The sequence below is a fragment of the Nonomuraea sp. NPDC005650 genome, from assembly GCF_040605375.1.
In the GTDB taxonomy this organism is placed as follows: domain Bacteria; phylum Actinomycetota; class Actinomycetes; order Streptosporangiales; family Streptosporangiaceae; genus Nonomuraea.
The window spans coordinates 1-26812 of record NZ_JBEXCR010000072.1 but is presented as its reverse complement, the minus strand read 5'-3'; the positions used below and the strand labels follow the sequence as shown (position 1 = coordinate 26812).

22 protein-coding genes and 3 pseudogenes are annotated in these 26812 nt (G+C 67.5%); 10 read left to right on the top strand and 15 right to left on the bottom strand.

Features of this window, described 5'->3' with window-relative positions:
* Positions 1-36 precede the first annotated feature (36 nt).
* Complete coding sequence (locus ABZS69_RS62375) at positions 37-312, bottom strand: hypothetical protein (RefSeq protein WP_355393031.1); 276 nt, start codon at positions 310-312, stop codon at positions 37-39.
* A gap of 121 nt (positions 313-433) precedes the next feature.
* On the opposite strand from ABZS69_RS62375, the pseudogene ABZS69_RS62370 reads away from it, so the two are divergent.
* A pseudogene (locus tag ABZS69_RS62370) lies at positions 434-770 on the top strand (ISKra4 family transposase); the annotation flags it as partial.
* 13 nt (positions 771-783) lie between these two features.
* On the opposite strand, the gene ABZS69_RS62365 reads toward ABZS69_RS62370, so the two are convergent.
* Genes ABZS69_RS62365 through ABZS69_RS62350 form a run of 4 tightly spaced genes read right to left on the bottom strand, consistent with a single transcriptional unit; the run spans position 784 to position 5900 of the window.
* Positions 784-1794, bottom strand: coding sequence for a proline iminopeptidase-family hydrolase (locus ABZS69_RS62365; RefSeq protein ID WP_355393028.1), 1011 nt, complete (start codon positions 1792-1794; stop codon positions 784-786).
* Positions 1791-3224 (bottom strand): amidase, encoded by a 1434-nt coding sequence (locus tag ABZS69_RS62360; RefSeq protein ID WP_355393025.1) that lies wholly within the window; start codon positions 3222-3224, stop codon positions 1791-1793. Before ABZS69_RS62360 ends, ABZS69_RS62365 begins: the two co-directional genes overlap by 4 nt.
* A gap of 16 nt (positions 3225-3240) precedes the next feature.
* A complete protein-coding gene (locus ABZS69_RS62355) occupies positions 3241-4617 on the bottom strand; it encodes a DUF3089 domain-containing protein (RefSeq protein ID WP_355393022.1) in 1377 nt (458 codons plus the stop codon).
* On the bottom strand, positions 4614-5900 hold the full coding sequence (locus ABZS69_RS62350) for an MFS transporter (RefSeq protein WP_355393019.1): 1287 nt from the start codon (positions 5898-5900) through the stop codon (positions 4614-4616). The genes ABZS69_RS62355 and ABZS69_RS62350 overlap by 4 nt, the downstream gene beginning before the upstream one ends.
* Positions 5901-6013: 113 nt before the next feature.
* On the opposite strand from ABZS69_RS62350, the gene ABZS69_RS62345 reads away from it, so the two are divergent.
* Positions 6014-6634 carry a TetR/AcrR family transcriptional regulator gene (locus ABZS69_RS62345; RefSeq protein WP_355393016.1) on the top strand — a complete coding sequence of 207 codons (621 nt, stop codon included), beginning with the start codon at positions 6014-6016 and terminating at the stop codon, positions 6632-6634.
* Between the two features lie 738 nt (positions 6635-7372).
* Here the strand turns inward: ABZS69_RS62345 and ABZS69_RS62340 are convergent.
* Positions 7373-8344 carry an integrase core domain-containing protein gene (locus ABZS69_RS62340; RefSeq protein ID WP_355393013.1) on the bottom strand — a complete coding sequence of 324 codons (972 nt, stop codon included), beginning with the start codon at positions 8342-8344 and terminating at the stop codon, positions 7373-7375.
* 104 nt (positions 8345-8448) lie between these two features.
* On the opposite strand from ABZS69_RS62340, the gene ABZS69_RS62335 reads away from it, so the two are divergent.
* From ABZS69_RS62335 to ABZS69_RS62325, 3 genes are all read left to right on the top strand, one after another.
* Complete coding sequence (locus ABZS69_RS62335; protein WP_355393010.1) at positions 8449-8811, top strand: transposase family protein; 363 nt, start codon at positions 8449-8451, stop codon at positions 8809-8811.
* A 948-nt stretch (positions 8812-9759) separates the two neighbouring features.
* Positions 9760-11172, top strand: a complete 1413-nt coding sequence (locus ABZS69_RS62330) for a glutamate decarboxylase (RefSeq protein WP_355393007.1) — start codon at positions 9760-9762, stop codon at positions 11170-11172.
* 5 nt (positions 11173-11177) lie between these two features.
* Positions 11178-12362, top strand: coding sequence for a cytochrome P450 (locus ABZS69_RS62325; RefSeq protein ID WP_355393004.1), 1185 nt, complete (start codon positions 11178-11180; stop codon positions 12360-12362).
* Positions 12363-12630: 268 nt separating this feature from the next.
* Here ABZS69_RS62325 and ABZS69_RS62320 read toward each other — a convergent pair whose 3' ends face one another.
* On the bottom strand, positions 12631-12822 hold the full coding sequence (locus tag ABZS69_RS62320) for a hypothetical protein (RefSeq protein WP_355393001.1): 192 nt from the start codon (positions 12820-12822) through the stop codon (positions 12631-12633).
* 195 nt (positions 12823-13017) lie between these two features.
* Positions 13018-13353 (bottom strand): hypothetical protein, encoded by a 336-nt coding sequence (locus ABZS69_RS62315; protein WP_355392998.1) that lies wholly within the window; start codon positions 13351-13353, stop codon positions 13018-13020.
* A gap of 500 nt (positions 13354-13853) precedes the next feature.
* On the opposite strand from ABZS69_RS62315, the gene ABZS69_RS62310 reads away from it, so the two are divergent.
* The gene (locus tag ABZS69_RS62310) at positions 13854-16220 is read left to right on the top strand and encodes a carbohydrate-binding module family 20 domain-containing protein (protein ID WP_355392995.1); all 2367 of its coding nucleotides are present in this window, start codon (positions 13854-13856) and stop codon (positions 16218-16220) included.
* A 384-nt stretch (positions 16221-16604) separates the two neighbouring features.
* Here the strand turns inward: ABZS69_RS62310 and ABZS69_RS62305 are convergent, their stop codons facing one another.
* A complete protein-coding gene (locus tag ABZS69_RS62305; protein WP_355392992.1) occupies positions 16605-17801 on the bottom strand; it encodes an alpha/beta hydrolase in 1197 nt (398 codons plus the stop codon).
* Positions 17802-17869: 68 nt separating this feature from the next.
* Here ABZS69_RS62305 and ABZS69_RS62300 point away from each other — a divergent pair, with 68 nt between their 5' ends.
* Positions 17870-18445: a TetR-like C-terminal domain-containing protein gene (locus ABZS69_RS62300; RefSeq protein WP_355392989.1), complete on the top strand. Its 576-nt coding sequence runs from the start codon at positions 17870-17872 to the stop codon at positions 18443-18445.
* 437 nt (positions 18446-18882) lie between these two features.
* Here ABZS69_RS62300 and ABZS69_RS62295 read toward each other — a convergent pair whose 3' ends face one another.
* Together ABZS69_RS62295 and ABZS69_RS62290 are read right to left on the bottom strand one after the other, a co-directional pair.
* A complete protein-coding gene (locus ABZS69_RS62295; RefSeq protein WP_355392986.1) occupies positions 18883-19671 on the bottom strand; it encodes a hypothetical protein in 789 nt (262 codons plus the stop codon).
* Positions 19668-20144, bottom strand: a pseudogene (locus ABZS69_RS62290) (RNA polymerase sigma factor); the annotation flags it as partial. The pseudogene ABZS69_RS62290 and the gene ABZS69_RS62295, both read right to left, overlap by 4 nt.
* 297 nt (positions 20145-20441) lie before the next feature.
* Between ABZS69_RS62290 and ABZS69_RS62285 the strand changes: the two are divergent.
* Positions 20442-20885, top strand: a complete 444-nt coding sequence (locus ABZS69_RS62285; RefSeq protein ID WP_355392984.1) for a hypothetical protein — start codon at positions 20442-20444, stop codon at positions 20883-20885.
* A 462-nt stretch (positions 20886-21347) separates the two neighbouring features.
* On the opposite strand, the gene ABZS69_RS62280 is transcribed toward ABZS69_RS62285, so the two are convergent.
* From ABZS69_RS62280 to ABZS69_RS62270, 3 genes and pseudogenes are all read right to left on the bottom strand, one after another.
* Positions 21348-21914 (bottom strand): transglutaminase-like domain-containing protein, encoded by a 567-nt coding sequence (locus ABZS69_RS62280; protein ID WP_355393109.1) that lies wholly within the window; start codon positions 21912-21914, stop codon positions 21348-21350.
* Positions 21900-23094, bottom strand: a pseudogene (locus ABZS69_RS62275) (DUF3488 domain-containing protein); the annotation flags it as partial. The gene ABZS69_RS62280 and the pseudogene ABZS69_RS62275, both read right to left, overlap by 15 nt.
* Before the next feature lie 538 nt (positions 23095-23632).
* Positions 23633-25129, bottom strand: a complete 1497-nt coding sequence (locus ABZS69_RS62270; protein ID WP_355392981.1) for a pyridoxal-dependent decarboxylase — start codon at positions 25127-25129, stop codon at positions 23633-23635.
* A gap of 73 nt (positions 25130-25202) precedes the next feature.
* Between ABZS69_RS62270 and ABZS69_RS62265 the strand changes: the two genes are divergently transcribed.
* Together ABZS69_RS62265 and ABZS69_RS62260 are read left to right on the top strand one after the other, a co-directional pair.
* Positions 25203-26102 carry a LysR family transcriptional regulator gene (locus tag ABZS69_RS62265; RefSeq protein ID WP_355392979.1) on the top strand — a complete coding sequence of 300 codons (900 nt, stop codon included), beginning with the start codon at positions 25203-25205 and terminating at the stop codon, positions 26100-26102.
* A 218-nt stretch (positions 26103-26320) separates the two neighbouring features.
* Complete coding sequence (locus tag ABZS69_RS62260; protein WP_355392976.1) at positions 26321-26605, top strand: hypothetical protein; 285 nt, start codon at positions 26321-26323, stop codon at positions 26603-26605.
* On the opposite strand, the gene ABZS69_RS62255 is transcribed toward ABZS69_RS62260, so the two are convergent.
* On the bottom strand, positions 26602-26812 hold a 211-nt coding region (locus ABZS69_RS62255), incomplete at its 5' end, for a hypothetical protein (RefSeq protein ID WP_355392973.1). The genes ABZS69_RS62260 and ABZS69_RS62255 overlap by 4 nt on opposite strands.

Below are 26812 nucleotides of genomic sequence, written 5' to 3'. Positions count from 1 at the left end.
GCTTCGGCCGGCAGGTACGAGCGTGACGCCGTTTCATCAGTCGCGGTGCCAGCGCAGGACGGTGTCCGGGCGGATGAGGAGTTGCAGTCGGCGCAGGATCTCGCGGGGCAGCGAGGTCAGGAGCGCGGCGAGAAAGGCCCGGTCCTCGGGTGCGAATCTCACTCTGGTGTCGGCGCCGAGTTGGCGCTCAAGGACGGCGATCTGGTGGCGCAGGACGAGTATCTCCATGTCCTTATCCCGATCGCCCATGGGCAGCAACCGCAGCGCGGCGAACGTGTTCGTGATGGTGAGGTAGGCAAGGCGAAGGAGCACGGCTGATCATCATGCCGCACGCGTTTCCGTCTTCTGGGTGGCCGGAGCTCGCGCCGCCACGCGAAGTCCTCGCATGGTCCTGACCTGGGCGGATGTAATTTCCGGCAGGCGCAGTGCTCCCGGCCTGCCGAACGTCTATCCCGCGGACATGGCGTTGTCGCTGCCCGCGGGTCGGCACAGCCACGGACTGGCCCGCCTGGCGGTGGCCGAAGCGGTCTGCGGTTCGTTCGATGCCGCTCACGCCGCGATCACCGCTCGGTGCGGGAACGTGCTCGGCAAACGGCAGCTGCAACGCCTGGTCCAGGCCGCCGCCGTCGTTGATATCGATGCCTTCTATCAGCAGCGCACCCCCGGGCCGCGGACCCGTGATGAGCTGCTGGTGTTCAGCTGTGATGCCAAAGGGCGTGGTGATGCGAACCGAGGCGCTTCACCCGGCCACCGCGAAAGCGGCTGCCCGAGCCACCCGTGACCTCAAAGCAGAAGTTGCCCATTGCGTTGGGGGTGTGAGTGCAGACCCTCGAGGAACCCTCCGACCACTTCCAAGAAGCGGGTCGGTTCCTCGAGATGGGGCATGTGGCTCGACTCCTCGAACCTCACCCAACGTGCTCCGCGGATCTGCTCCACGAACGGTCGAACGGTCTCGTCGGTCGCCTCGTCGTACCTGCCGTTGATCACGAGCGTCGGGGTGTCGATGGCGGAGAGGCGATCGTCGATGCTCCAGTTGCGCAGTGAACCGCTCACGTGGAACTCGGACGGTCCGTTCATCGTGTGGTAGACCGTGGGGTCGGCGTCGATCGCCGCGAGCGTCGCTTCGAGCTCGTCCGGCCACGGGTCGAGCCGGCACACGTGGCGCCGGTAGTACACCCGCATCGCCTCGCCGTATTCGTCGCTGTCAGTCGTGCCGTCCGCTTCATGCCTGAGCAGGGCCCCCTGTACTGAGGCCGGGAGCTCTGCTCGAAGTTCGTCCGCCGCGGCCGACCAGAGACGCATCGACGCGGGAGAGTTTGCGATGATCAGACCTCTGAGCCCCGACGGTCGGCGTACGGCATGCTCCGCGGCGAGCATCCCGCCCCAGGACTGGCCGAGCAGTACGTAGTTCCGGACAATCCCGAGTCCGGTCAGGAGCGCGTCGAGCTCGTCGAGGAACCGCTGCACCGCCCAGGAGGCCGGGGCGGCATCCGGCAGGTGCGTCGAGCGCCCGTTGCCCAACTGGTCGTAGTGGACTACGGCTCTGCCGGGTGCTGCGAGTCCGGTCAGTGGCAGTAGGTAGTCGTGCGTCGCCCCCGGGCCGCCGTGGAGCGCGATCAGTGTCGGTCGGTCGCCGATCGCACCGGTGATGCGGTACCAGGTTCGATCGTCGCCGCTCTCGATGAAGCCCTCTCTGCTCGGTCCTGCGTCGGCCATACCGGGATCCTCCTCTGCCACGCCCGCAACGTCTGCGGACATCATCGTGTTTCGTCGCTCGGTCGGTGAGCCGGTCATTCCAACCATTGGGGCGGGTGCCGGTTCGCCCAGCCGATCGATTCCTCCAGTTGGGCGGCCAGGCCGAGCAGGATCGGGTCGTCACCGACCCTGGCGCCCGTGAGCTGCACGCCGAGCGGAAGACCATGGGGCGTGACGTGGCTCGGGATCGAGATTGCCGGCAGCCCGCTCGTGTTCTGCAACGGGGTGTAGGCCGACCACCGGAGCATGCGCAGCATGGCGGCCTCTGTCCCGCCGTCGTGGAAGTACCCGAGGGGCACAGCCGGCCCGCTCGAAACGGGTGTGAGGGCGAGATCGAATGGCGCCAAGCCGGCGATGAAGCGGTTCGAGAGCGCCGCCAGGGCGGTGGCCGACCGCACGAAGTCAGCGGCCGACAGACGGTCGCCTCGTTCCCGCATCCAGCGGGTGTCCTCCTGGAGCGACGGTACGGCCGCAGGTGGTAGCCCGGCGAGCATGCCGGATACCACGCCGGCGATGTAGTCGAAGAACGCGTCGATGCCCGTCGAGTCCCAAGGGGCGGGGTTCGAGACTTCGACGAGTTCGTGGCCGAGCTCCTCCAGCAGTTTGGCCACCCGGTCGATCGCCAGCGCATTCTCGGGCTCGGGCCCGTCGAAGCCGCTATCGGTCCAGACTGCGATCCGAAGCGTCCGACCGGGCTTCTGAGTGGTTGCCGCGAGGAACGAGGACCCGCCGCGTGGTGGGAGCTCGTAAAGGCCGCCCACCTGCTCGACCACCATGGCATCCAGCAAGAGGGCCGCGTCGGCCACGTTCCGCGCGAGGGGACCGTCGGTACTGAACGCGAAGAACGAGTCGACGGGCGCCGCGCTGACCACACCCCGGCTCGGCTTGATGCCGACGAGACCGCAGACGGCAGCCGGCGTCCGGATCGAGCCCGCCCCGTCGCTGCCGTGGCCGACCGAGATGAGCCCCGCGGCGACCGCGCCGGCCGCCCCGCCGCTCGAGCCGCTCGCCGAACGGCTTAGATCGTACGGAGTCACGGCGGCGCGACCGACGACTGCCGAGTCCGTGTAGCAGGGGATGCCGAACTCCGGTGCATGAGTCGTTCCGAGGGTCACCGTGCCCGCCGAACGGATCCGGCCGACGGCCGCGGCGTTGACGGCCGCGGTCTGCGCGGGGATCGCCGTGCTGCCGTTGGTCACGGGCACGCCCGCGATCGCTTGCAGGTCCTTGAAGGCGACGGGTAGTCCGAGGAGCGGTCGATCCGGGCGAGGACCATGAGCGAGCTGCCGGTCTGCGGCTTCGGCTTCCTGGAGGGCGAGCTCCGGTGTCGTGAGGGCGAAGGCGCCCAGCGGGCCGGCCAGGCGGTCGATGCGGTCAATGTAGTGCTCGGCGAGTTCGACTGCGCCGACCGCACGGTCGGACAAGGCTTGGCGCTGCTCGACCGCGGTCAGCTCGTGGAGCGAGGTCATCGGGGAACTCCGTTCGTCATCGGGTGGCCTTCCATCGAAGGGACTGGAGGGCTGCGAGCTGCACGAGATCGCCGAGTGCGACGTTGTAGTCGACCACGTGGAGGCCGAGCCCCGACGTACTGCTGCTCGAGGGGAAGACGGATCCGCCACCGCTGACCTGTAGCCAACTCGCGGTGCCGGCTTCGTCGGCCTGGACACGGCACTGCCCGGTCAAAGTGTCCGCGAGTCGAACGAAGCCGGTCGGCGCGTTCTGGAGTGTGAAACCGGACAGGACGACTGAGAGGTGGCCGTTCGGCAGGACGATCGTGCCTTCGAGGAGCTTGTTCGTCGGCATATAGGCGTCGAGCGGAAGCGTTGCGTCCGCGGCCGAGCCGGCGAGCAGTGCGCTCGGATTGACGCAGAGAATCCGATGCCCTGGTGCGGTGTTCCGGCTGAAGACCGCATCGGGGGCCGGCGCCTGGCCGTCAGGGCTCGCGAAGCCGGAGTACGCGACGATGCAGCCGATGGGCATCGGCGTGCTCGCCGCAGGCCGTTCGCAGGGTGCGAGGTCCTGGAAGGTCGAGGCGGGATCGGGAGTGGGGGCGGGCGCCGATCCGTCGACGATCTGCACGTTACCGCCGAGCAGGTAGGCCGCGATGAGCTGGTCGCGCTCCGCGGTGTCATCGTCGAACCGTTGCTGCAGCAGGGTGACGAGGTTGGCCGTGCCCTGCGAATGTCCGAGCAGGAGCACCCCGCGCCGTTCGTGGGTGATGGGGTCGGTATTGAAGTGTTCCCAGTAGTCGGTCCAGGCATCCTCGACGTCCATCGCTCCGATCGTGTAATCGACGGAGCTGCCCGTCAGCACGCCACCGGCGACGCTCAGCAGCGGCGCCTGACGATATACCGGTATGAACATGCGGCACATGCCGGAGAACCGTGCCGCTTGCGTGAGCGCGACCGCGAGGTGCGTATCGCTCGGCACAGGTGGGATCGAGCCGATCTGCAACAGCGGATTCGGTGTCAGGTCGACCGTCGGGTAGACGAAGAAACAGTCCGCCGCGGGCGCGGCGGGCGCGGGGAACGACTCGACGGAGGTGGCTCCGGTGGCGCTCGTCCTCGTCGCGTCGAGCGTGACGTCCTCGCCGCTGCCGAGGTAGCGGGCGGTGAACGGCGCTCCGGCCGCGCCGCGCTGCGGGCTGCCGGCGATGTCCTGGTTGCACGGGTTCGCGATCGCACCGGGGCGGCACAGCCACACCGTGCTCGCGAGCGGCATCGCTGTGGAACTCGACGCGGAAGGACTCGCCGATGCCGTCTGGGTCGAGGCGAGAGCGATGCCGACGAGGGCGAGGGCGACCGAGGCCGCGATGACCCGTGTCCGGTTCGTTGGCCGGGTCGCCCGTTCCGGCGCGTTCATCGGACGCCCTTGATCGGTTGAATCGCGAGTGCTCCGAGCGCGCTGAAGGCGGCGGCGCCGATGAACAGCGCCGTGTAGTTGCCGCCGCCTGTGCCGATCGCGAGGAAGATCGGCGCGATCGCCGGGGCGACCATCTGTGGAACCGCGTTCGCGATATTGAAGACACCGAGGTCCTTGGCCGCGGTGGCCCCGTCGTTCGGCAGGACCTGGGCCACGAGCGCGAGATCGACCGCCAGGTAGGTGCCGAGGGCGAGCCCCCCGACCACGATGCCGATGAGGAAGGACTCCCAGCCGCCCGCTGTCGCGACCACGATCATCGCCACGCCGTATACAGCGGCCGAGCCGAGCACGAAGACCTTGCGGCGACGGAGCCGGTCGGAGAGCCAGCCGCACGTGATGGAGCTGACGACGACCGTCACGGTGAGGACGAGCGTCGACTGGAGTACCAGGGCGGGTATCTGCTCGGCCGCGAAGCCGAGCTGATCGGAGAGGTAGTACACCTGATAGGTCTGCAGGATCGCGAAGCCGGTCATCATGAGAAAGCGCCCGAGCCAGGCCCAGCCGAACGCTGGGTGACGGATCGGGTTCACCCAGAAGCTGCGGGCAAAAGCGCGCACGTCGTATCGGCTGCGGTCGGCAGGGTCGAGGCGACGATCGCGGAGCACGAGGGACAGGACGATCACGGTGGCAGCGGCGAGGGCGCCAGGCGCGAGGAACATCAGCGCGACCGAGGTGCCGACGAACTGCACGAGGAAGACGCCGGTGACGACCCCGACCGCCTGGCACATGCCGACGAGACCGGAGACCTTGCCTCGCTGCAGTTCGGGGACATGGTCGATGAGGAGTGCCGCGAGTGCCGCGTTGAGGGCGCTGAAGCCGAGCTGGGTGATGCACCAGCCGACGAGCATCGCGAGGATCGAGTCGGCGGCGGCGAGCACACCCAGTCCGCCGAGCCCGACGACGAGGCCGCCGAGCAGCCAGGGCCGCCGCATGCCCCAACGCCCAGTGGTGCGGTCGCTGAGCTGACCGAAGAACGGTCCGGACAGCAGGGCGACGACTGCCGCGACTCCGAGGACGAGGGAGAGGCCGGCGGGCGCGTTGTCCGGGTCGATCTGCTGGATGCGGAGCGCCAGGGTCACGGAGAGTGGTGCGAGGGTGGCGACGGCGACGCCGAGTACGGCGGCGACGAAGGCGGTGATGAAGCCGGCTCTCGCGGCTGGAGGACTTGCGGGCGGTGCGGGATCCTGTGCCGCCGTGATCAGGCCGTCGGCGTTCGTTGCCATTTCTGGACCTCCTCCTGCGGGGTGTCCGAATTTGGACGAACCTTACTAACAGCTCAGTAAGTTTCGCTAGCCTCAAACTGATAGCCCAGTCAGAACCGGCATACAATCGCAGCGTGAGCCAGCACACCGAACGTCGCGTCGCGCCGTCGCCGCGGGGCCTCCGTCGCCGTGAGCAGATCGTGGGCGCTGCGCTCGAACTGTTCGCGAGCGGGGGGTATCGCGGTACCGGGATAACCGAAGTGGCCGAGCAGGTGGGGATCACCGAGCCGGCGGTTCTCTACCACTTCGGCACGAAGGTGGGGCTCCTGCGAGCCGTGGTCGAGCAGCACGCCGACCTCAGCCGGTCTTTCGCGCGGGACGCCGCCGAGGTGGGCGGTCTCGCGGGTATCCGGCAGATCCCGGCCTTCGCGCGCCGCAGTACAGGCGAACCCGCGCTCATCAAGCTCTTCTCGGTGCTCCTCGCCGAGAACTTCGAGGTCGATGGCCCAGCCCACGACTTCTTCGTGGAGCACTACCGTGCGCTCCGGGCGAGCGTCGTGGAGCTCATCGAAGCCGGCCAGCGCCGGGGTGAATTCCGTGCCGACGCGGATCCGAGACTGAAGGCGATCGAAATCCTCGGTGCCTTGGACGGCATGGCCAGCCAGTGGCTGCTCGATCCGGAGGGGGTCGACTTCGTGGCCGCCGTCGAGTCGTACATCGTGGCGCTCGAACGGGATCTGGCCTCCACCCGCTAACTCCGGTCCGTTCCGCACTGCGCCTGCCGAAAATCACGTCCATACACGTCAAGCAGACCATGCATCGCGTCCGAGGGCTGCTGCGAGCCATCCTGCCTGTGGACGCAAATGACCAGGCGATGGCTGCTCGGTGGTTGCTCGCGCACGTTCAATCGGCCGTGAAATTCGAGCTCACCACGCAAGCCCGGCCCCAGACAGCCGCGCCGAGAAGGGGAACAAATGGCACATAGTACCGATGGTCAAGAACGCATGGTTGCTCGGTGGTTGCTCGCGTGTACGCGATACAGCACGGCACGCGTCGGCACAGACCGACACTACGACGGGGATAATCCCAGCCACCACAATACAAAACAGCACTCCGTGACACTGAGCAACATCAACCGAGGATTCTCATAATCCGTGGGTCGTGGGTTCAAGTCCCACCCGCCCTACTTCTCCAGAACAGCCGAAACCCCCGCCTGACCTGCGCTTCCGCGCGGGGACGGGGGTTTCGCATGTCCGGCTGTCTACAGCTCTCGCCGATCGTTTGCGGGTGGCTCTCCCCAATGCGTCCCCACGATCATGGGTCGCGGTGGTCGTCCCTCAGCGCCTGGTCGATGCGCTGCCTCGCGATCTCGTCTTGGCCGACGATGCACTTGGCGTAGATCCTGAGAAGGACTTCCACGCTGTGGCCAGCCCATTCGGCTTGTGCGGTGCCAAAACCCGCGTCACATCGCCTGACCTGCGGATTCACGTCGGCTATGCGACTCGGCGGTACTCGCTGATCAGACGGCTGACGGCCGGTCGTCGCTGTATTCGAGCCGTGAGATCGGCCTCCTCAGCTGAAGCGGGCATGGGTGGCCGTAGCGACAGGGCCTGATGCGGCCGATGCTGGTTGTAGTGGCGCTCGTACTCGGCCAGGACCTGTCGCAAGTGCCGCTCACCGTGGACCAGAAGGTGATCGAGGCATTCGCGCCGGAGCGTCCCGACGAACCGCTCGGCGAACGCATTCGCCTGCGGCAAGCGCGACGGTGTCTTGGCGATCCGGACACCTGCACCCGCGAACGCCAAGTCAAAGCCCGCGGTGAACTTGCCCTCCCGGTCACGGATCAGAAACCGAAATCGGTCGGCCCGTTCGCCCAATTCCATCATTAGATTGCGCGCCTGCTGCGCCGTCCAGACACCAGTCGGATGAGCCGTGACACCGAGAATGTGGACGCGCCGCGTTTCGACCTCCATGACGAACAACACGTACAGGCGTTTGAGGAACGGGGTATCGACGTGGAGAAAGTCGCACGCCAGGATGACGGAGGCTTGAGAGACGAGGAACTGACGCCACGTCGGTGAAGCCCGGCGCGGCGCGGGCCCGAGCCCCGCCCCCGCCAACACCCGGCGGATCGTCCCCTCCCCCACACGGTACCCAAGACCGAGCAACTCGCCCCGGACGCGCCGATGCCCCCATCGCGGGTTCTCCCGCGCCAACCGGACGATCAGCTCCCGGATCTCCTCAGAGATTGGAGGCCGGCCATGCTTGGCGGGGTAGGTCCATTTCTTCTTGACCAGCCTGCGGTGCCAGGCCAGTAGCGTTCCAGGCGTCACGATGCGGTGCAGCCGATCCGGCCGGGGCTGGGCGACCTGGCGACGCAGCACCGCGATCTCATGCCACAACACCAAGATCTCCACCTCTTTGGAGGCACTGCCCCGAGCGAGCAGCACCAGCCAGCCGAACATGCGACCCACCAGCAGATATAGAAGGCGAAGTAGCACAAGAGCCGAGCCTAGAAGACCATGTCAGACTCCCTGCGTCAGTTCTGGCACCGGACAGGATCGCCGAGGTGGAGCCGGGCTCGGTGCACGATCTGACCGCCGCCCGCATGCACGTGCTGGGCGCGTTGTACGCCGCAGCCACAGCCGGCCTGCCCACCCTCGCCGACAGCGGCTACGACGGCGCCGGGATCGGCATTCACACGCCCATCAAACAGCCCGAGGGAAACCAGATCCTCAGCCCGGACAACCGCACCTACAACCGGCTCCTGCGCGCCCTGCGATGCCTCGGCGAACGCGGGTTCGCCCTGCTCAAAGGCCGCTGGCGGATCCTCCAGCACATCACCGCCAGCCCCAGCGCAATCGGCGACATCGCCCGCGCCGCCCTCGCCCTCACCCATTTCGAGCACAACTACCTACCGACAATTCGCTGAGATCACGTCATTGGCCCGCGGAGCGCGAGGCGGACACTTGAGAATGCGAATGCCTGCGGCCGTGAAGACTTCGTCGAACATCGCGGTGAATCCCGATCGCGAATGAGGAACCTGACCCCCTCCCGCCCTGTCCCCCAGCTCGATCATCAGGTTCCTGGTCTGCTGTGCAACCCACGGCCCGGTCGGATGCCCGGTGACGCCGAGGACGTGCACCCGGCAGGTGCTGATCTCCATGACGACCAGGCAATACAGGCGTCTGAACAGCAAGGTGTCGTAGTGAAAGAAGTCGCACGCCAAGATCCCCTCAGCTTGAGCACGCAGGAACTCACCCCAGGTTGGTCCCGCGCGTCGCGGCGCTGGGTCAACGCCGGCCTTCCTCAAGATCAGCCACACAGTGGAAGCCCCCACCCAGTAGCCCAGAGCGGCGAGTGCCCCGGCGATCCGCCGCTAACCCCACAGCGGATTCTCCCCGAGCCAGACGAAATACCAAGGTCCAGATGGTGGCGCGGAGGCGTGCCGGCGCAACAGCATGCCCGGCGTCACGAACGACCGCCGACGACCCGCTGGAGACAGTAGACGCGCCAGCGCGCTGATCACCGCCCGATCCGCCCACGGCGGCCGAGGCCTTGCCACGTGCCGACGCAACACCGCGAGCTGGTGACGCAAGACAAGGATCTCCACGTCCTTCGACCTCTGCGAGCGACCCGGCAACACCACCCAACCCACGAGCCGGACGAAGATCAAATAAAGCAACCGCAGCGCCATGAATAGCGATCATGCCCGCCAGAACGGAACACCAACCCCCAGGTCAGCCCCAACGGCCGAGTTTCGGGCACCCAAACGCTCACCCACGTGGACGTCAGCGCGGCCACAATATTGACTCATAGTAAACAATTGCCTACCGTGAGTGTTTGACGTGGCGTAAAGCTCTTTCGAGGGGTGAAGCTCATGCTCAGACGAGTCGAATCCGACCGGTGGCAAGAATCACTCGATGTCAATCCCCTTTACAACGGGCTGGTGCCGGAAGGCGGCGTGCCCCGGTTCAAGATGCCGGCCAGCCCGATGAATCCCACAGCGGCCCAGGCGCTCATCCGCGACGAACTCCTGCTCGACGGCAACGCCCGGCTCAACCTGGCCACCTTCTGCACGACCTGGATGGAACCCCAGGCCCGCGAACTCATCGCCGAAACCCTCGACCGCAACCTCGTCGACCACGACCAGTACCCGCAGACGGCCGACATCGAGGCGCGCTGCGTCAACATGCTCGATCACCTGTGGGGCGACCCGAACGGTTCCAGCGTCGGCTGCTCCACGGGCGGCTCCAGCGAGGCGGCCATGCTCGGCGCGCTGGCGATGAAGTTCCAATGGCGCGAGCGGCGCCGGACGGCCGGGCTGCCCACCGCCAACCCCAACCTCGTGATGGGCACTGCCGTCCACACCTGCTGGCCGAAGTTCTGCCAGTACTGGGACGTCGAGCCGCGCTGGATACCGATCGAGGAGCCGGCTTTCACCTTGAACCCGGCCCGGCTCGGCGAATTCTGTGACGACAACACCATCGGCGTCATCGGCGTGCTCGGCTCCACGCAATGCGGCAAGTACGACCCGATCGAGCAGATGTCGGCCGAGCTGGACCGGCTGGAGGCGGAGCGCGGGCTGAGAATACCGCTGCACGTGGACGCGGCTGTGGGCGGCTTCATCACCCCGTTCCTGGAACCCGACAGGGTGTGGGATTTCCGGCTTCCCCGGGTGCAGTCGATCAACACCTCGGGGCACAAGTTCGGCCTGGTGTACCCCGGCGTCGGCTGGATCATCTGGCAGGAGCCGGACGCCCTGCCGCAGGACCTGGTGCTCTCCTGCGACCTGCTCGGCGGCAACATGGACACCTTCACGCTCAACTTCTCCCGCTCCGGCGCCCCGGTCGTCGCGCAGTACTACAACTTCCTGCGGCTCGGCTTCGAGGGCTACCAGGCCGTCCAGCAGACCTGCCGGGACGTGGCGACCTACCTCGGTGAGGAGATCGCGAAACTCCCCGAGCTCTCGCTCATCGCCGACGGCTCGGAACTGCCGGTGCTCGCCGTGCGGACCGCCCCCGGCTACGACGGTTTCACCGTCTTCGACCTGGCCGCCCGGCTGAAGATGCACGGCTGGCAGGCCCCGACGTACTACCTGCCGCCCGACCTGGAGCACATAGCCGTCATCCGCTTCGTCATCCGCAACGGCTTCAGCCAGGACACTGCCGCCAAACTGCTGGCGAACGTGCGCACCGAGGTGGAGTACCTGCGCGACAATCCGGTTCCGCGCCCTCGCCTCGGCGGCGACGAGGCGGCCGCCGAGCAGCCCGGTGTGCCGACGGGAGGGTGACGTCGATGAACGACTTCGCCGCGTCCATCACCTTCGACCAGCTCGGCAGTGACCCCTATCCGATCTTCGCCAAGCTCCGCCGCGAAGCGCCGGTCGTCCTGCTGCCGAAGCTCGACCTGTGGATGGTCACCCGCTGGGATGACGTGCGCCAGGTCCTCAGTGCCTACGAGTCGTACACCAGCGCCTTCCCCTCGCTGGCCACGCAGATATTCGGGGAACGGTCCGTACTCAAGGTTGAGGGCGACGCCCACGCCGATCTGCGAGCCGCCGTTGACACGCGATTCGCCCACGAACGCATCGAACGGGCCACCACACTCACCCGCGAGGCCGCACGGCCGTACGCCAGCGAGCTCAGTAGCCGGGACGAGCTGATGTCCAGCTACTTCGAACCCGCCGCGAGCACCGCCCTCGCCCATTTCATCGGCCTGCCGGACGTGGACACCGACGCGCTCATGCGCTGGGCCCGCAACCTCAGCGCCGGGATGAGCAACTTCACGGCGGACCCGGCCGTACAGGAACAGGCGATGGCCGCCGCCACCGAGATCCGCCAGACGATCGAGCCCTTCGCCCGGCAGTCCACAGACCGGCCCGACGGCTCAGTCCTGTCACAGCTGCTCCACAGCGGCTGCCCGGCCGATACCGTCCGATCCGCCGAGAACATCATGCCCACCTTCATCGAGATCCTCTCGGCGTTCCTGGAACCGGCGGCCGGCGCCGGGCTCACGCTGCTCGCGCTGCTCCAGCACCCTACGCAAATGCAGGCCATCCGCGATGACCCGCGCCTGATCCGCAAGGCCGTCAACGAAACGCTGCGCTGGCTATCACCAAACGGCGCGCTCAGCCGCCGCGCGACCAAAGACGTGCTCCTCGCCGGACAGATCATCCCCGCCAGAGCGACCGTCATGGCGTCCATCGCCTCGGCAGGCCGGGATGAGAGCATCTTCACCGACCCAGACACCTTCGACATCAACCGGGACCCCTTCCCCAACCTGGGCCTCGGATACTCCCGCCACGCATGCCTCGCCGCCCCAGTCGTCGGTGCCATCATCGCGGCCCTGCTGGACGTGCTACTCGAGCAACACCCACGGCTCTCCCTGGACCCCGAACAGCCGCACAACCTGCACGGCTGGAAATTCCGCGTGCTGACGAACCTGCATGTCCGCATCGGCGATCCGGCCCGTGGAAGCTGAGTGCAGAAATTGGCGGTAGCGACCTGCGACTTCTTCGCTTGTTAGCGTGTCCGGTGCCAAAACTCGCTCGTAGCGCGTCCTTCGCACATCCGGTCTACTGGTCGCCTTACAAGCTCAGCGGCATGCAAGGGCAGCAAGGCTGGGATCGGCGCGTCATAATCCGTGGGTCGTGGGTTCAAGTCTCACCCGCCTACCACGCCGACCTGCGGCTTTACCCGGGTCTGTAGTCGCGTCATCTGATCGTGAGTCACGATGAGCCACATGTGAGTCACGCCCCTGCCCGGGCCTTGCCGACCTTCCGGGAGATCACCCGCACCGCCTTCAGCACCAGCCGCACGGTCATCCGGGCACTGTCGTGATACAGGTGCGGCAGCACCGAGACGTAGGTGTCGGCCGTCAGCACGATGCCGGCATGCCTCAGCGTGCGCTGCACCACCGTGAGTTCGGTACGCGACGCCAACGCTTTCGTGACTGCTCCCTGGCATAGGGCCTGTCGCCGGATCGCCGGCACGTCCGCCGCATCAGGTCTCACACCCTGCAGGTCCAGCGCCCCGCCACGACCTCCGAAGCGGGGATACACCCGTCCGCGCGAAGCAGCATGCCATCGCGGCGACCAGGAACCGACCGTGCCGTGCCACACCACGTCGCACCCGGCTCAGGAGAAGGAATTATGCCGCGTCTCTGCGCAAAAGCGCTGATCAGGCACGCACAACAACGCCAAAAAGGCTTCACCTGCGCGACAGATCCAGCATCCTGGGCATGACCAGAAACTGCCCCGAGCAGAGCTCTCCTTCTCTGGTCCTCCGACGCCTTCGCCCGCGATCCAGAACTCCTGTACCTCGTGGGTGATGATCAGCGGTGCGTTGATCTTGACGAAGAACGCCTTGATGGCCTCGACACCGTGGATGTGCGCGGCGCCGAAGAACATGTCGGCGTCCTCGGTCAACGGCGCGAAGCCCTCACCGAACTCCAGGGTGTCGATGGCGTCCATGAACTTCGGACCAGTCGGGCACGGCCATCGATTGTACGGTGTCTGCCATGGTGGTGGTCTCCTGATCAGGTGGCAACGGGCAGGGCGACAAGGAAAGCGTCGATCTCGGCGTTGACGCCATCGGGTTTCTCGCGGGCGGCGAGGTCGGCGGTGTGCAGAACACACGGAAGGTGCCGCCCTGGATGGCGTCGGCCATTTCCGCACCCCGTGCACAGGGAAGTGGCTGTCCTCCTCACAGGCGATGCTGAGGACGGGCGTCGACGCGCCCGCCAACGGCGTCACTCCGCCACGGCCCACCTCGGCGAGGACATTGTTAAGAGCAAGTTTCAGAAATTTGCTGCAAGATATTGCGATCTTTACGGACATCGTGATGATGTTCAGCTATGCGGACGGCCGTCCCAGCCCAAAGCTCGCCTTCGCCTTCGGAAGTAGGTCCACCCCCCATGGATCGAGCCAGGTCACGCCCGCGCAGCAGGATCCGTCATGCCCTTCTCGCTTCTGTGGTCGCCACATTAGGCATCACACCAGTGGCCCTCGCCGTCACCGCGCCTGCGTCGAACGCCGCCGTCACACTGAACGACAGCGAGGTGACGGCCAACCTGTGGGAATGGAACTGGAGGTCCGTCTCGGCCGCCTGTACGAACCACCTCGGCCCGGCAGGTTTCGGCGCGGTCCAGGTCGCACCGCCTCAGGAATCGGTCAGCCTCCCCAACAGCAGTGACGGGGTGCATCCGTGGTACGAGGTGTACCAGCCGGTCTCCTATGCGCTCGACTCCCGGTTCGGTAACCGGGCCCAGTTCGCCTCGATGGTGACGACGTGCCACAACGCGGGCGTACGCGTCTACGTGGACGCGGTCGTCAACCACATGGCAGGAACGAACAACGCCCCCGGCACGACCGGCTATGCCGGGACGTCCTTCACCGGCTACGGCTACCCGGCCGTCCCCTACGGGTACGGCGACTTCCACCATCCCGGGGACAACTGCCCGACCGGCGGCGCGATCAGCGACTGGAACAACGAGTCCCAGGTGACCAGCTGCGAACTGCTGTCACTGTCGGATCTGTACACCGAGAAGGAGGATGTCCGCAACAAGATCGCGAACTACTTGAACGACCTCATCGGGCTCGGCGTCGACGGGTTCCGCGTCGACGCCGTCAAGCACATCAAGAAGAGCGACTTCTCCGCCATCCTCGGCAAGCTGAACAACACCACCGCCGAGGGCAAGCGTCCCTACATCGCGCAGGAGATCTTCGACGGCGCCGGCAACGACGCACTGAAGGCCCGGGCATTCATCGGCAACGGCGACGTCCTGGACTTCGCCTACGCCAAGGGCATCAAGGCCCAGTTCCAGGGGACGATCTCCAACCTGGCCGGCATCCCAAGCTGGAACCTCGACGCCCCCAGCGCCAACGTCTTCGCCATGGTCACCAACCACGACCTCGAGCGCGACGGCGCCACCCTGTCCTGGCGTGAAGGCACCGACTACACCCTCGCCAACTACTTCGTGCTGGCCTACCCGCACGGCAAGCCGTCGGTCTACGACAGCTTCACCTACAGCAACCGCAACCAGTCCCCACCCTCCGACGGCAACGGATTCGTCACCGACACCTCCTGCGGCAGCGGCTGGAACTGCCTCACCCAGTCCACCAGCATCAAGGGCATGGTCGGCTGGGCCAACGCCGCCAAGAACGTCAAGTCCGTCTCGGACTTCACGACCGTCGGCAGCAACGTCATCGGCTTCCACCGCGGCGACCGCGCCTGGATCGGCATCAACGACTCCGACAGCGCCACCACCGCGCAGTTCACCACCGGTCTCGCCGACGGCGAATACTGCGACGTCATCTCCGGCACCGCCACCACCACCGGCTGCACCGGCACGAAGATCACGGTCTCCGGCGGCCGGGCCGCCGCGACCATCCCCGCCCGCAACGCGGTCGCGATCCACGTCAACGCCAAGGCGAACATCGCCAAGATCGCGACAACCTTCCACGTCACCGCCGACCTCGCCGCCGGCCAGACCCTGCACATCGTCGGGAACGTCCCGGCGCTGGGCAGCGGCAGCACCGCGAACTCGGTCCCGCTCAGCGCCGGCGGCGACGGCACCTACACGACCACGGCAGAACTGCCCGCCTCCACCACCATCTCGTATAAATACCTGATCAAGGAAGGCTCGACGGTCGCCCAGGCGGAAGCAGCCGACCGATCCTTCACCACCCCGGCAAGCGGCAGCGCCACCCGCACCGACACCTACATCCCGCCCCCGGTCAGCGACAAGATCGCCACCACGTTCACTGTCACCGCCACCGCGGCCGCCGACCAGAGCCTTTACGCCGTCGGCAGCATCGCGGCCCTCGGTTCGTGGACCCCAGCGAGCGCGATCAAGCTGACCGCGCAGGGCAACAACCTGTACTCCGCGGTCATCGACCTGCCCAGGTCTGCCACAGTGGAGTACAAGTACATCAAGAAGACCACCGCCGGCGTCGTGACCTGGGAATCCGGCTCCAACCGGACGCTCACCACCCCCGCCAGCGGAACCTACGCCGTCAGCGAGACCTTCCGCGGCGACACCACCTCGCAGATCATCACCTACTTCAACGCCAACGTCACCACGTGGTACGGCCAGAACGTCTTCGTCGTCGGTAACACCCCCGCCCTCGGCGGCTGGGATCCCGGCCAGGCGATCGCCCTGTCCTCGGCCGACTACCCGATCTGGCGGGCAACGGTCAACCTGCCGCCGAACACCACCGTCGAGTACAAGTACATCAAGAAGGATCCCGGCGGCACCGTGACCTGGGAGTCCGGCTCCAACCGGACGGTCACCACTCCCGCGACCGGAACCCATACCAGCAACGACACCTGGAAGTAGCCGCCCTCAGCCGGACGGGCGGCCGAACCCTTGACGGTCCGGCCGCCGGATGGACGGGACCTCACCCGGCCGACTGCGTCCAACAGCTGCGAGCGTGCCGGCCCTCGGGTGTGCCGGGAGACCTCACACCACAGAAGTTCGGGCGACGCTCGCGGCACTCCTAAGATGATGCATGGCGTACGACCGCCAGGGATGCCACGCCTGGGCGTCGGCCTGCGTGACGCCCACCTTGATCATCGCCTGCTGCAGCGCAACATCCCCGGTCGGGAACACGTCCGGGGCGCTTGCCGCTCGGCAGCGCTGCGAAGGCTCCGCAGCCGGGCAATCCGGCGTATCTTCACGATCGGTGGCGGCCCTGAGGTCCAGGTCGGCCCGCTGCGGACCTCACCTGTGGTCGCGGAGGAAGGCGGAGATGTCGGCGCGGGTCGGGTAGTTCCGCAGGGGCGACGGCTCGCCCTGGAGGAACGCCGTGATAACGGCGGCGGCGCGCTCGTTGTTGTCGTCGAGGCCGTTCCACATGTGGTGTCCGACACCGGGCATGTATTGGGTTCGCTCGATGGCGGGGTCGGCGGCCAGGATGGCGGTCTCCCATTGGCGTACCTGTGATGAGCATTCGGCGATCATCAGCATCGCCGGGGTGCGGGAGCGTTTCAGCTCGGAGGCGATGGAGGGTGAGTCCTTGATCGTCTGCATGATGCGGAGGCTCGCGGCGACGCTGAAGGAGAAGTTCTCCGCGGTGTCCTCGGCAGGGATGCGGCCGGCGTCCTGCGCGCAGTAAGCGGATGCGGTGTCGCTGCCGAGATCGGCGGCCTTGAAGGCGTTGACGCCTTCGGCCTGCGTGATCAGGCCGGTGTCGGGCGGGAGGAGCCCGAGTTGGATGAGGCCGAGCGCGACGGCGTACCGGGGGACGCGCGTCGCCCGTGGTCCGGTCGGGGCCGGTGCGAGGCCGCGCGCGGACGGTCGTCCCTGTTGCCCGCTGATCAGCGCGGTGGGGCCGTCCATGGGGCCGGGCTCGGCGATGATCGCCCGGTGCACATGGACGGCGACGTCCGCGGTGGCCAGGGCCCGGGTGAGCACGACCGCGCCTGCGGAGAATCCGAGGACGTCGACCGGGCCCTTGTCCAGGCGATCGATGAAGGCGGCGAGGTCACGTACGGACCTGGAGATCGTGTACTGCTCCATGGGCAGCAGGTCGCTCCGTCCGCCGCCGGGCTGCTCATAGGCGTACACGTCGTAGCCCTGTCCGGCCAGGACCCGAAGGAATCGGTGGTCGAGCACGGAGGTGGAGCGTACGGGCCCTCCGTGGAGGTACAGGAGCGGCGTGGGGTGCCGGGAGGCGCCGGCGGCGGGGGGATAGTGGTAGACGGCGAAGGGCCACAGCCGACCCGGCCAGGCACGGCCGCGGCCTCGCCACAGTGCGGCGGTGACTCCGGCTCCGAAGGCGGTCAGCCAGGCGGCGAGCCCCCCGCGCGCGCCGTCAGTCAGAACGATGAGGGCGAGGAACAACCCGGCCAGCCCCACGACGGCGAGCACGGCGAGGATCAGGCGGCCGATGAGGCGGAGGGGAACAGTGAGAGGCATCGACAGTTTCCAAACGTTGTTTCAAAACGCCGTTTGGAAACGCTAGCACCTCGGCTAGGCTGGTCGTCGTGGGAAGGCCCAGAACGAACGACGACACAGCGAAGGACCGCCTCATCGAGTCCGCGACCGAGATGTTCGCGACCCGTCCACGGGAGTCGATCACCATCCGCGCCCTGGCCGCTGCCGCCGGAACCGCGACCGCCGCCGTCTACTCGCTGTTCGACGGCAAGGACGGGCTGATCGCCGCAGTGCGCGACAGAGCGGTCTCTGGGCTGTCCCAGGAACTGTCGGCGGTGGCGGCCTCTGATGACCCCCTCGCCGACCTCTACGCGCTCGCGGTCGCGTACCGGCGGTGGGGACGCGAGCACCGCCACCTCTACACAGTGTTGTTCGGCGGCGTGCAGAGCTTCGACCCGTCCGGTGACGTGGGGGTCGGCGATCCCGTCAGGCCGCTCATCGAGGCGATAGACCGCGCTCTGTCGGCCTCCGCGCTCTCGGGCGACGCGACCTCCATCGCGCTCTCACTCTGGGTGACCCTGCACGGGCTGGTGACTCTCGAATTGGCCGGAGCCCTCGACACTGCCACGGCCGAGACCACGTTCCGCTCGACGATCCCCGCCGCGCTGCGTGGCTGGGCGGCTTGACTTCGCAGCGTCAGCCTACGCAGCGCTCTCAGACCGTCCCTCGCCTGACGGACCTACGCGGACGTCGCCCGGGGCGGGGACGGTTCGACGGCCAAGACCCGAGATAGTGAAACGTAGTTTCCGGACGCGGGTTATGAGACGTGATCACAAACTGAACATCGAGAACGCGACTGCGATTGCAGGGCGTCTCAGAAATGTTCGATTCCGTACAAGATCACGACGGTCGTGAGCCCGCTCGGGGCGTCGGTAAGAATCGCGCCATACGGCCCAAGCCTGCGCCGTGAGGCGCCGTGATTCGAGCGGAGGTAAATGACCTGCCGCCTTCCTGTCATAGCAGGAGGTGGAGCTGTGGCGGCTTGATCCGGATGGTGCCGGTTCCACCCCGGAAAGCGGCTGGTCGGGGTACGGCGGCCCCGCGTACCCCGACCAGCTTATGATCAGTTTCCGGCCATCTCCTTCACCATTGCCTCATCGGATTCCGCGTCCACGAGGGTGCAAGGTGCAACCGGGCTGCCGGCCTTGGCCAGATAGGTGCCGAGCTGCCGGTCCATTCCCGAGTAGTTGCCCGGCCGGAACTCCAGCACCAGCGTCTCCCCCGGCCGGATGTAACTCGGGGAGATGACGAAGGTGTCTCGCTTGATCGGCCTGGCGGCGTCCCGGGAGCGCCAGTTCTCCGGCTTGTCGAACTCCTTGCGTTCTTGTTCGGTCATGTTCTTGGTGCTCGGCGGGTCGTAGGCCAGATCCGCGCCGGCGAAGCGGCCACGGGCGCACTGCTTGTCCGCTTCGGTGAATGTCACGTCGGCCCTGATTCCCTCAGCCTCGAGCTTGGCCTCCAACCCGTCAGGATCCCGGAACTCTTTGACCGTCACCTGAACGGTGCCATCGGACTTCTTCACCACGGCGTAGGCCGCGTTCCGCGATCCGGAGACCAGCGGCGCCGCAACCACCGCGGCCGCGGCGATGCCCGCGACCGCCGCCCCCGCCAACAGGCGTCGGCGCAGCAGCGGGGAAGGGCCGTGCCGCGGCGCCGCCGCCGTGATCGCCGGGGACGGGTGGGCGCGCTCCGGCTCGGCGGCACGCCTGCCGGGCAGCCAGGATGCGCGGCGGCGCGCGGGCGGCGCCGCGACGATCTCCTCCAGAAGTTCGTCCACGCCCTGGCTCAGGACGAGCTCGTCGTAATCGGCGGCAGGGTCGATGGCGGCCAGTATGCGGTCGATCTTGTTCATCGGGTTTCTCCTCTAAGCGGGGTCATCACAGGGGTCTCATCCGTCGTACCGAGTAACTGGGCCAGTCGTTTACGCGCCTTGTGCAGCCGGAGCCGGGCGGCAGTGCTGCTACAGCCCAGTACCGTGGCGATTTGGGGACCGGTCAGCCCTTCCCAGGAGGCCAAGGCGATCACCTCCCGGTCGGCCGGCTTCAGGGCAGCGAAAGCGGCGCGAATGGCCTCAGCCCGCGGATCGGTGGCTGCGGACTCGTGGCGGACGGCCAGTTCACCACGGAGCCGCGCGGCCAGCGCGCTGCGGCGCGACTCCCCGCGCCGGTGATTGGCCAGCACGCGACGAGCCGTGCCGTACAGCCACAGCAGGGCGGCATCCCCGTCCGGGACGTCATCCAGCCGCCGCCACGCGGCGAGAAAGGTCTCCGCGATCACATCAGCGACGTCGTCGACCGAATCGGTACGGCGGAGCGCAAACCGATGTACTGCTGGATATCAGGCGCGGTAGAGCGCCTCGAAACGATCTCGCGTGTCGGGGGGCACGCGTGGATCTCGCACAGGCGTCTCCTTGCTGAAGAGTGGCGGAACACCTCACTAGATGTCCGGCATCTCCGTCAGCGTTTCCTGCCCTGCTCACGCGCCCAGAAGAGGGCGTTGACCACCGACCATGATCCCGTTGCGCCCTCGCCATGGCCAGGGGCCGAATCCAAACCGGCAATGCCCTGCTGGCGTTCGACGTCACCTGCCGCAGCCTCTCGGAGGCCCAATCAAGTCGGCCAGGTGCAGATAAGCACTATCCACCGCTCTGCAGCGGCTCCACCGAATGAGGCCCTGGTCGGCCGGCAGCACACCGGAGACGAGAACGGCAGCACCCGCTACGCCACCGCCTCCCTGAGCGCATGGGGGCGGACCGTCGAACTGACCTCCTACCGCTGGACCCCCGGACAGAGGGAAAGCAGCAGCTACTCCAAGGCGGGCGACTACGAGGTCATGGGCGGCCGCCAGCACAGCGGAGACGAGAACGGCCAGACCCGCCACCAATACGCCAGGATCGTCGACCAGACCTCAGCGACCGTCGGGGCCGCCTCGATCGCCCTGGCGGGCCCGGCAGGTCCACCATCACCATCTCCAGCACGGGAGGCGGCGAGACAGCACGTCGTCCCGAAAACAGGGCCAGGGAACCGGTCGGCCTGGATGACGGCCAGCTCAGCGGCGCCGTGGTGACCGGACTGAGGGCCGAAGCGGGAGCCTTCCCGGCCGGATACCCCAAGTTGGCGTCGAGGGCGAGGGCGGCGAAGGTTCTGCTTCTGCCCGTACTCCTGTGTGCGGTTGTGTTCGTGTGGCGATCAAGCAGGTGGCTTCCGTCGGGGTGTTCGCGCTGGGGTCGTCGCTCGTGTTGCGTTTCCAAGTAGGTATGTGACGCAGGTCACTGGCTTGGATGCTCGTAGAGCAGATTGTCGGTGGTTGTAGGTGCCGAAAACCCCATCCATGGGCTGTGACCTGCCGGTTCTCGACACAGCTGAAGACCACAAGGCGGGGTACGCCAGGATGATGCATCGTGCTGCTGCGACTGCCCTACCTGGCGCTCACGAGCCTGTTCGCCGTCGTACGGCTGCTGCCGATGAGCGACACCAACAAGGACATCGAAATCTTGGCGCTGCGCCACCAACTCGTCGTCCTGCAACGTCAGATTGACAAACCCCGCCTCACCCGATCCGACCGGGCGTTCCTCGCCGCTCTGCTCCACCAACTCCCCCGGCTCAGGCTGCGACAGCCCACACCCTCGAAGTACAGCTCCGGCCAGGAGTGGGAGTCGCCGGTGCCCACCTGCCACCGGTCGCCGACCTTCCTGTCGCCCGTGTAGCCGATCGCCACCCGCGACGGGATGCCCACCAGCCGAGCCAGCACCGCCATCGACGCGGCGAACTGCTCGCAGTAGCCCATCCGGTCACGCATCAGGAAGTCCCGCAGCGCCGAGTTGCTCTGCCCCCGCGTGCGCAGGTTGTAGGTGAAGCCGCCGTCCTTGGTGAAGAACTGCTGCAGCTTCACCGCCGCCTGGTAGTCCGTGGCGGTGCCCGCGGTGACCTTGAAGGCGAGATCCCTGATGTCGGGGGGCAGGTTGTCCGGCAGGGCGAGGAAGCGCTCGTCGGTATCCGGCCGCGCGCTGTCGAGCAGCTCGGCGGTCGGCGCCGGCTCGCTGGTGGCCACCTGGTACTCAAGGCCGGCGGCCTCCTCACGGGTGGAGAAGACCATCAACGTGTCCGCGTCGGCCTGCCAGTCGCCGTCCACCTGGATCTCCCGAGGCGGGTACGGCAGCGGCAGGAACCGCAGCTGCGCGATCTCGTCGCTGATCTGGATGTTGGTGACCACGTTGTTGATCTTCGAGCCGACGCCAAGGCCGGGCGGCTTCGGCAGGGGGCCGTTCTCCGTCCTGTTCTGCGGCGCCCGCTTCAGCGGCGTCATGCCGAACTGCTGCCCGTCGAACGTGTCCAGCGCGTAGATCCGCAGATAACGCGCCTTGTCGTCGGAGTTGGTGTAGGTCAGGACGACCCGTGGCTCCGGCAGTTCGAGCTGGCCCTTCCGGCCGGCGATCGGGTTCGGGATACTGATCGAGTTGCCCCGGCCCGGGGCCCCGGCCGCCCACGTCGAAGGTGGAGAACGGCACCGGCTCCATCTCCGGCAGCAGGGCCGGCAGCAGCACGGCCAGCGCGATCGCGGCGAACCCGATGCGCTTGCCCGACAGCCGCAGCCCGTTGGTGTCCGCCGAGGCGGCGGGAGCGTTCCGCTGCTGCCCGGGAGCCCTGCCCGGGACCGGATCAGAGGTCGGGATGGAGGCCGCCCGGGTGCGGCGGACCGGGATCACCCTGCTCCAGTAGCTCACCCGCTCGCGCCCGTCGGCGCTCAGCAGGCCGATGAACCCGAGCGCGGCCAGGATGAACGCCGGCCAGCTGATCGGGTCGGGCAGGATCGTCGCCGGCACGGTGGCCAGCGCCAGCAGCGGCAGCCCGGCCAGCGCCGCTTTACGCAGCCGCGCGGCCAGCAGGTCCACGCAGATTGCGATAAGCGCCACGCCGCCGGCGATCAGCAGCTTGATGCCCTCCGTCTCCGGCACCGGCGCCGCGAAGCGCTGGATGGCGGCCCAGCCGACACCCAGCAGCCTGGACAGCTCCAGAACCGACGCCTTGGTGGGCACCAGCAGCGCCCATGCCTTGTCGGAGGCGAAGGCCGCGGTCAGGAAGACCCAGGTCGCGGCCACACCCAGCAGCGGTGCCGCCCACGCGGGCAGCACCAGGCGCTTGCTCAGCAGGCCTGCGGCGATGACGGCCAGCACGGCGCCGAGCGACGTCCAGAACCAGGCCGCGGTCTGGAAGAGCGGATAGAGCAGCAGGGCCGTGGAGAACGCGGCCACGCCCGAGGCGATCGTCAGTCTCATGAGGTGACCTCTAAGTACATATGCGCGGCACCGGCGCCGGCAGTCGATCCGGTCTGCCATGGAAGCGGACGTCTGTCGGTGGTGATGGCCGTGTTCCTCGTCATGAGGGCGGCCCCTTGTGTGTCACAGGCGACCGCGAGGTTGCTCATGCTCGGGCCAGGGGGCGCCGGCCTGTCGCGGTTGCCTGCGGCTGGTGTGTTCCGATCCGCCGGATGCCCGGCGCGGGATGCCGTCAGCCGCTGCCGCGCCCCAGCGGCCCGAACGCGACGTTCTTCTCCTGCCGCAGCACCTTCCCGTCGGTCCCGTAGGCCGTCACCGTGACGGGCGGCGAGTCCAGGATCGTGGCTTCCTCATTGAAGAACCCGTTGGTGATCTGCGCCCGGCGAGACGATCACGTACGCGGCGTGGTGGGCTCGGATGCTGATGAGCTCGTGGGTATGAACGTAGTGGAGGCCGGGACCCCGCCCGCGACGACCTCCCCCGGCCAACGCCGGGCCATCGGTCACCAAGACGGCGCGGCCCGCTCGGCCTCGGTGAATCAGGGCGCGTCCCATGACGCTCGAGAGGCGCGCAGTTCGGCGACGACTGTCCGGCCCTCGTGGCGGAGCAGGGTTATCAGCTCGTCGATGTGCTCTCGCTGAGTGAGGACGCTGTTGACGTTGATGCGCAGTGCTCGCCGCCCATGCAGGACAGTCGTCGACAGCCAGGCCTGCCCGCCGCGCTCGATACGCTGTTGCAGGGCGTCTTGCAGATCGTCGTCATGGACACCGGTCACGCCGCCGGGCATGAAGCGTACGCAGCAGACCGCTGTCTGCACGTCGCCCACCACCTCGAAGTCGTCGAGCCCGGCCAGCACGGAGGAGAGATAGCGGGTGAGCGACAGCTGCCTTTCGATGATCTCCCGATATCCGTTGCGGCCCAGGCGGCGCAGCGCAGCCCAGAGCTTGAGCGCGTTCGCGCGTCGGGTGCCGAGCTGGCCGTAGCGGAAGAAGTCGAGCGCGCTGTCATCGCCCAGGTACTCGGGGGTGGTGTCGAAGGCGTCCCGCAGGACCCGCACACCGTCTCTGGCCAGCATCGCCCCGCAGGAGAACGGCACGAACATCCACTTGTGCGGGTCGAGGGTCACCGAGTCGGCCCGCTCGATGCCCCGCAGCGCGCCGCGATGCGCGGGCGAGAACATCATCGCGCCACCGTAGGCCGCGTCCACGTGGTACCACAATCCATAGTCCTCGGCCGTCCGGGCGAGCTCGTCGAGCGGGTCGATGGCGCCGGTCGAGGTGGCGCCGGCCACGCCCACGAGGCAGCAGGGCTGGTACCCGGCGGTCAGGTCCTCCTCGATGGCCTCGCGCAATGCGTCGACCCGGATGCGGAACCGGTCGTCGGTGTCGATCTTCCTGAGGTTGATTCGGCCGATCCCGAGGATGTCGACGGCCTTGACCAGCGAAAAATGGCACTGCTCCGAGGCGTACACGCGCAACGACCCGCTCTCCCCGCTGAGTCCGTGTGCCGACGCGCGGGCCGCGGCAGCGTCGCGGGCGCACTTCAGCGCGATCAGATTGGCCTCCGACCCGCCACTGGTCAGCGTGCCGAAGCCGCCCTCGCGATGGCCGATGAGGCCGCACAGCCACCGGATCACGCAGGCTTCCAACGCGCTCGCCGAGGGCGACTGCCGCCAGGCGGCGCTGTTCTGGTTGATGGCGGAGCACAGCGCGTCAACCCAGACTGCGATCGGCAGGGGCGCCGGGTTGAACAGGCCGAAGTACCGCGGGCTGGAGATGTTCATTGTGTGCGGGATCACGTCGCCGGCAATAGCCTGCAGCAGCTGCTCCACGTCCGCCCCCTCCTCGGGCAGCGGACCGTCGAACAGCGCCAGCAACTCGGCCGGACTCGCGCCGGAGCATACCGGGGCGGCGTCGAGCGAGCGCATGTAACCGGCGACCAGTTCCGTCACCATCGCGCCGATCCGCTCGTGCTCGGCCGCGAAGGTTTCGGTGGTGAATTCGGTCATGCTGCTGCTCCCCAGGCTGTCGGTCATGGGATCCAGCCTCACAAACAGCGGACCCACAGGGAAGGGGTGTACTTCTGATGGAGAGCTATAACCTTTTCCTGTGGCTCTGTCGTTGGAGGATCTGCGGGTGTTCCTGTCCGTCGCGGCTGCGGGGAGTTTCGGACGCGGCGCGGCTCGGCTGCACCTGAGTCAGCCGGCCGTCAGCGAACGCATGGCCCGGCTCGAACGCGACCTGGGCCGGCGGCTGTTCCTGCGCACCGGGCGCGGCGTACGGCTAACACCCGCCGGCGAACGCCTGCTGCCTTACGCCGAACGGTGCCTGGCCCTCGCGGACGAGGCTGTGATCGCGGTCCGCGGCGAGCACAACCGGCCGCGCCTGCGCGTGGCCACACACGCCACCTTCGCGCCGAGTCTCATGCCGCACGTGCTCGACGCCCTCGCCTCCCAGGACATCGAGGTCGGCTCCACCGACGCGCACAGCGACGACGTGGTACGGCTCCTGCACGACGGCATCGCCGATATCGGCTTCGTGATCCCGTGCCCGTATCCGTCCACACTCACGGTCGAGCCATTCCTCACCGATCCGATGATCTGCGTGGTCCATCCCACGCACGAGTTGGCCGACCGTTCCCCGGTGCACGTGGCCGATCTGGCGGTTTGCACCGTCGCCTACACCATGTGGGGCGACGGCACGGAGCCGTTCCTGCGGGCGCTACGGGCCGCGCCGATCCCCTCCTCGCGGCTGCACCTGGTCTCTCCTGCCGAGACCGTCGCGAGCCTCGCTCGCCGGGGCAGCCACGTCGGCGTGCTGAGCCGGTCGACGGCGATGTCCGATCTCGGCGCTGGCATCCTGGTCGAACTGCCCATCGCCGACCTGCCGCGCTGGGAGATCACCCTCGCCCTCGCCTATCGCACCGCGGATGCCGGCACCGAGCCCATTCAGGTCCTGCGTGCGGCGTTCCTCGGACATAGTGCCGCGGGTGTCGGCCTTCCCACGTAAGAAATAAGCTTTGGTTCCCGGGATTTCCAGGTAGTGGTGCTCTGGCAGGTCACCTTGCCCGCGCGCAGGATCCGCGACAGATGCTGGTGGATGATCGAGGTGACCACGTCCTGGTCGATGAGGCCCCGCTCCATTGGGTCCAGCGCGTCGAACCCCGCTCGTTGAAGGCATGGATGACATCGCGTACGTAGTCCTCGCCGACCTGTATCCACGAGGTGATGCTCGGCACGCTGTGGCCTTGGCCGGACATCATCACCACGATTGCCCGCCGCAGCCTGATCAGGGCCTTGGCAGTCCGGGTAGCGCTGAAGCTTGCGGCCCTTTTCCATCGGGACAAGGGCCGGACGGACACCTTCGGTGGCGAGCCACGACCACCTCTTGAAACAAGAGAAAGCAGCCAGCCTGATGGTTCACCGTCCGAGATCAATTACCGGGTCAACATGGTCGCGTCCTCGGAGCGGTGTAAAAGGCTCGACGAGGTAGGTGCCGTGGGTGGATCTTAGGCGGCCTCGGTAGCCGGTGCCAAGGCCGGGTCGTCGGTTGGGCGGAACTGCGCGGGCGGGTGGAGCAGGGCTCGGCGGAGGTCCTGCAGGACGCGCAGGCCCTTGCTGGTGTTGGTGAAGCCGCGCCAACCGCGGGCAGCACGGTCCAGGACGGCCCACACCAAGCTGACGCAGGAGGTCTCGCCGGGGAAGCGGCCGATGACCTTG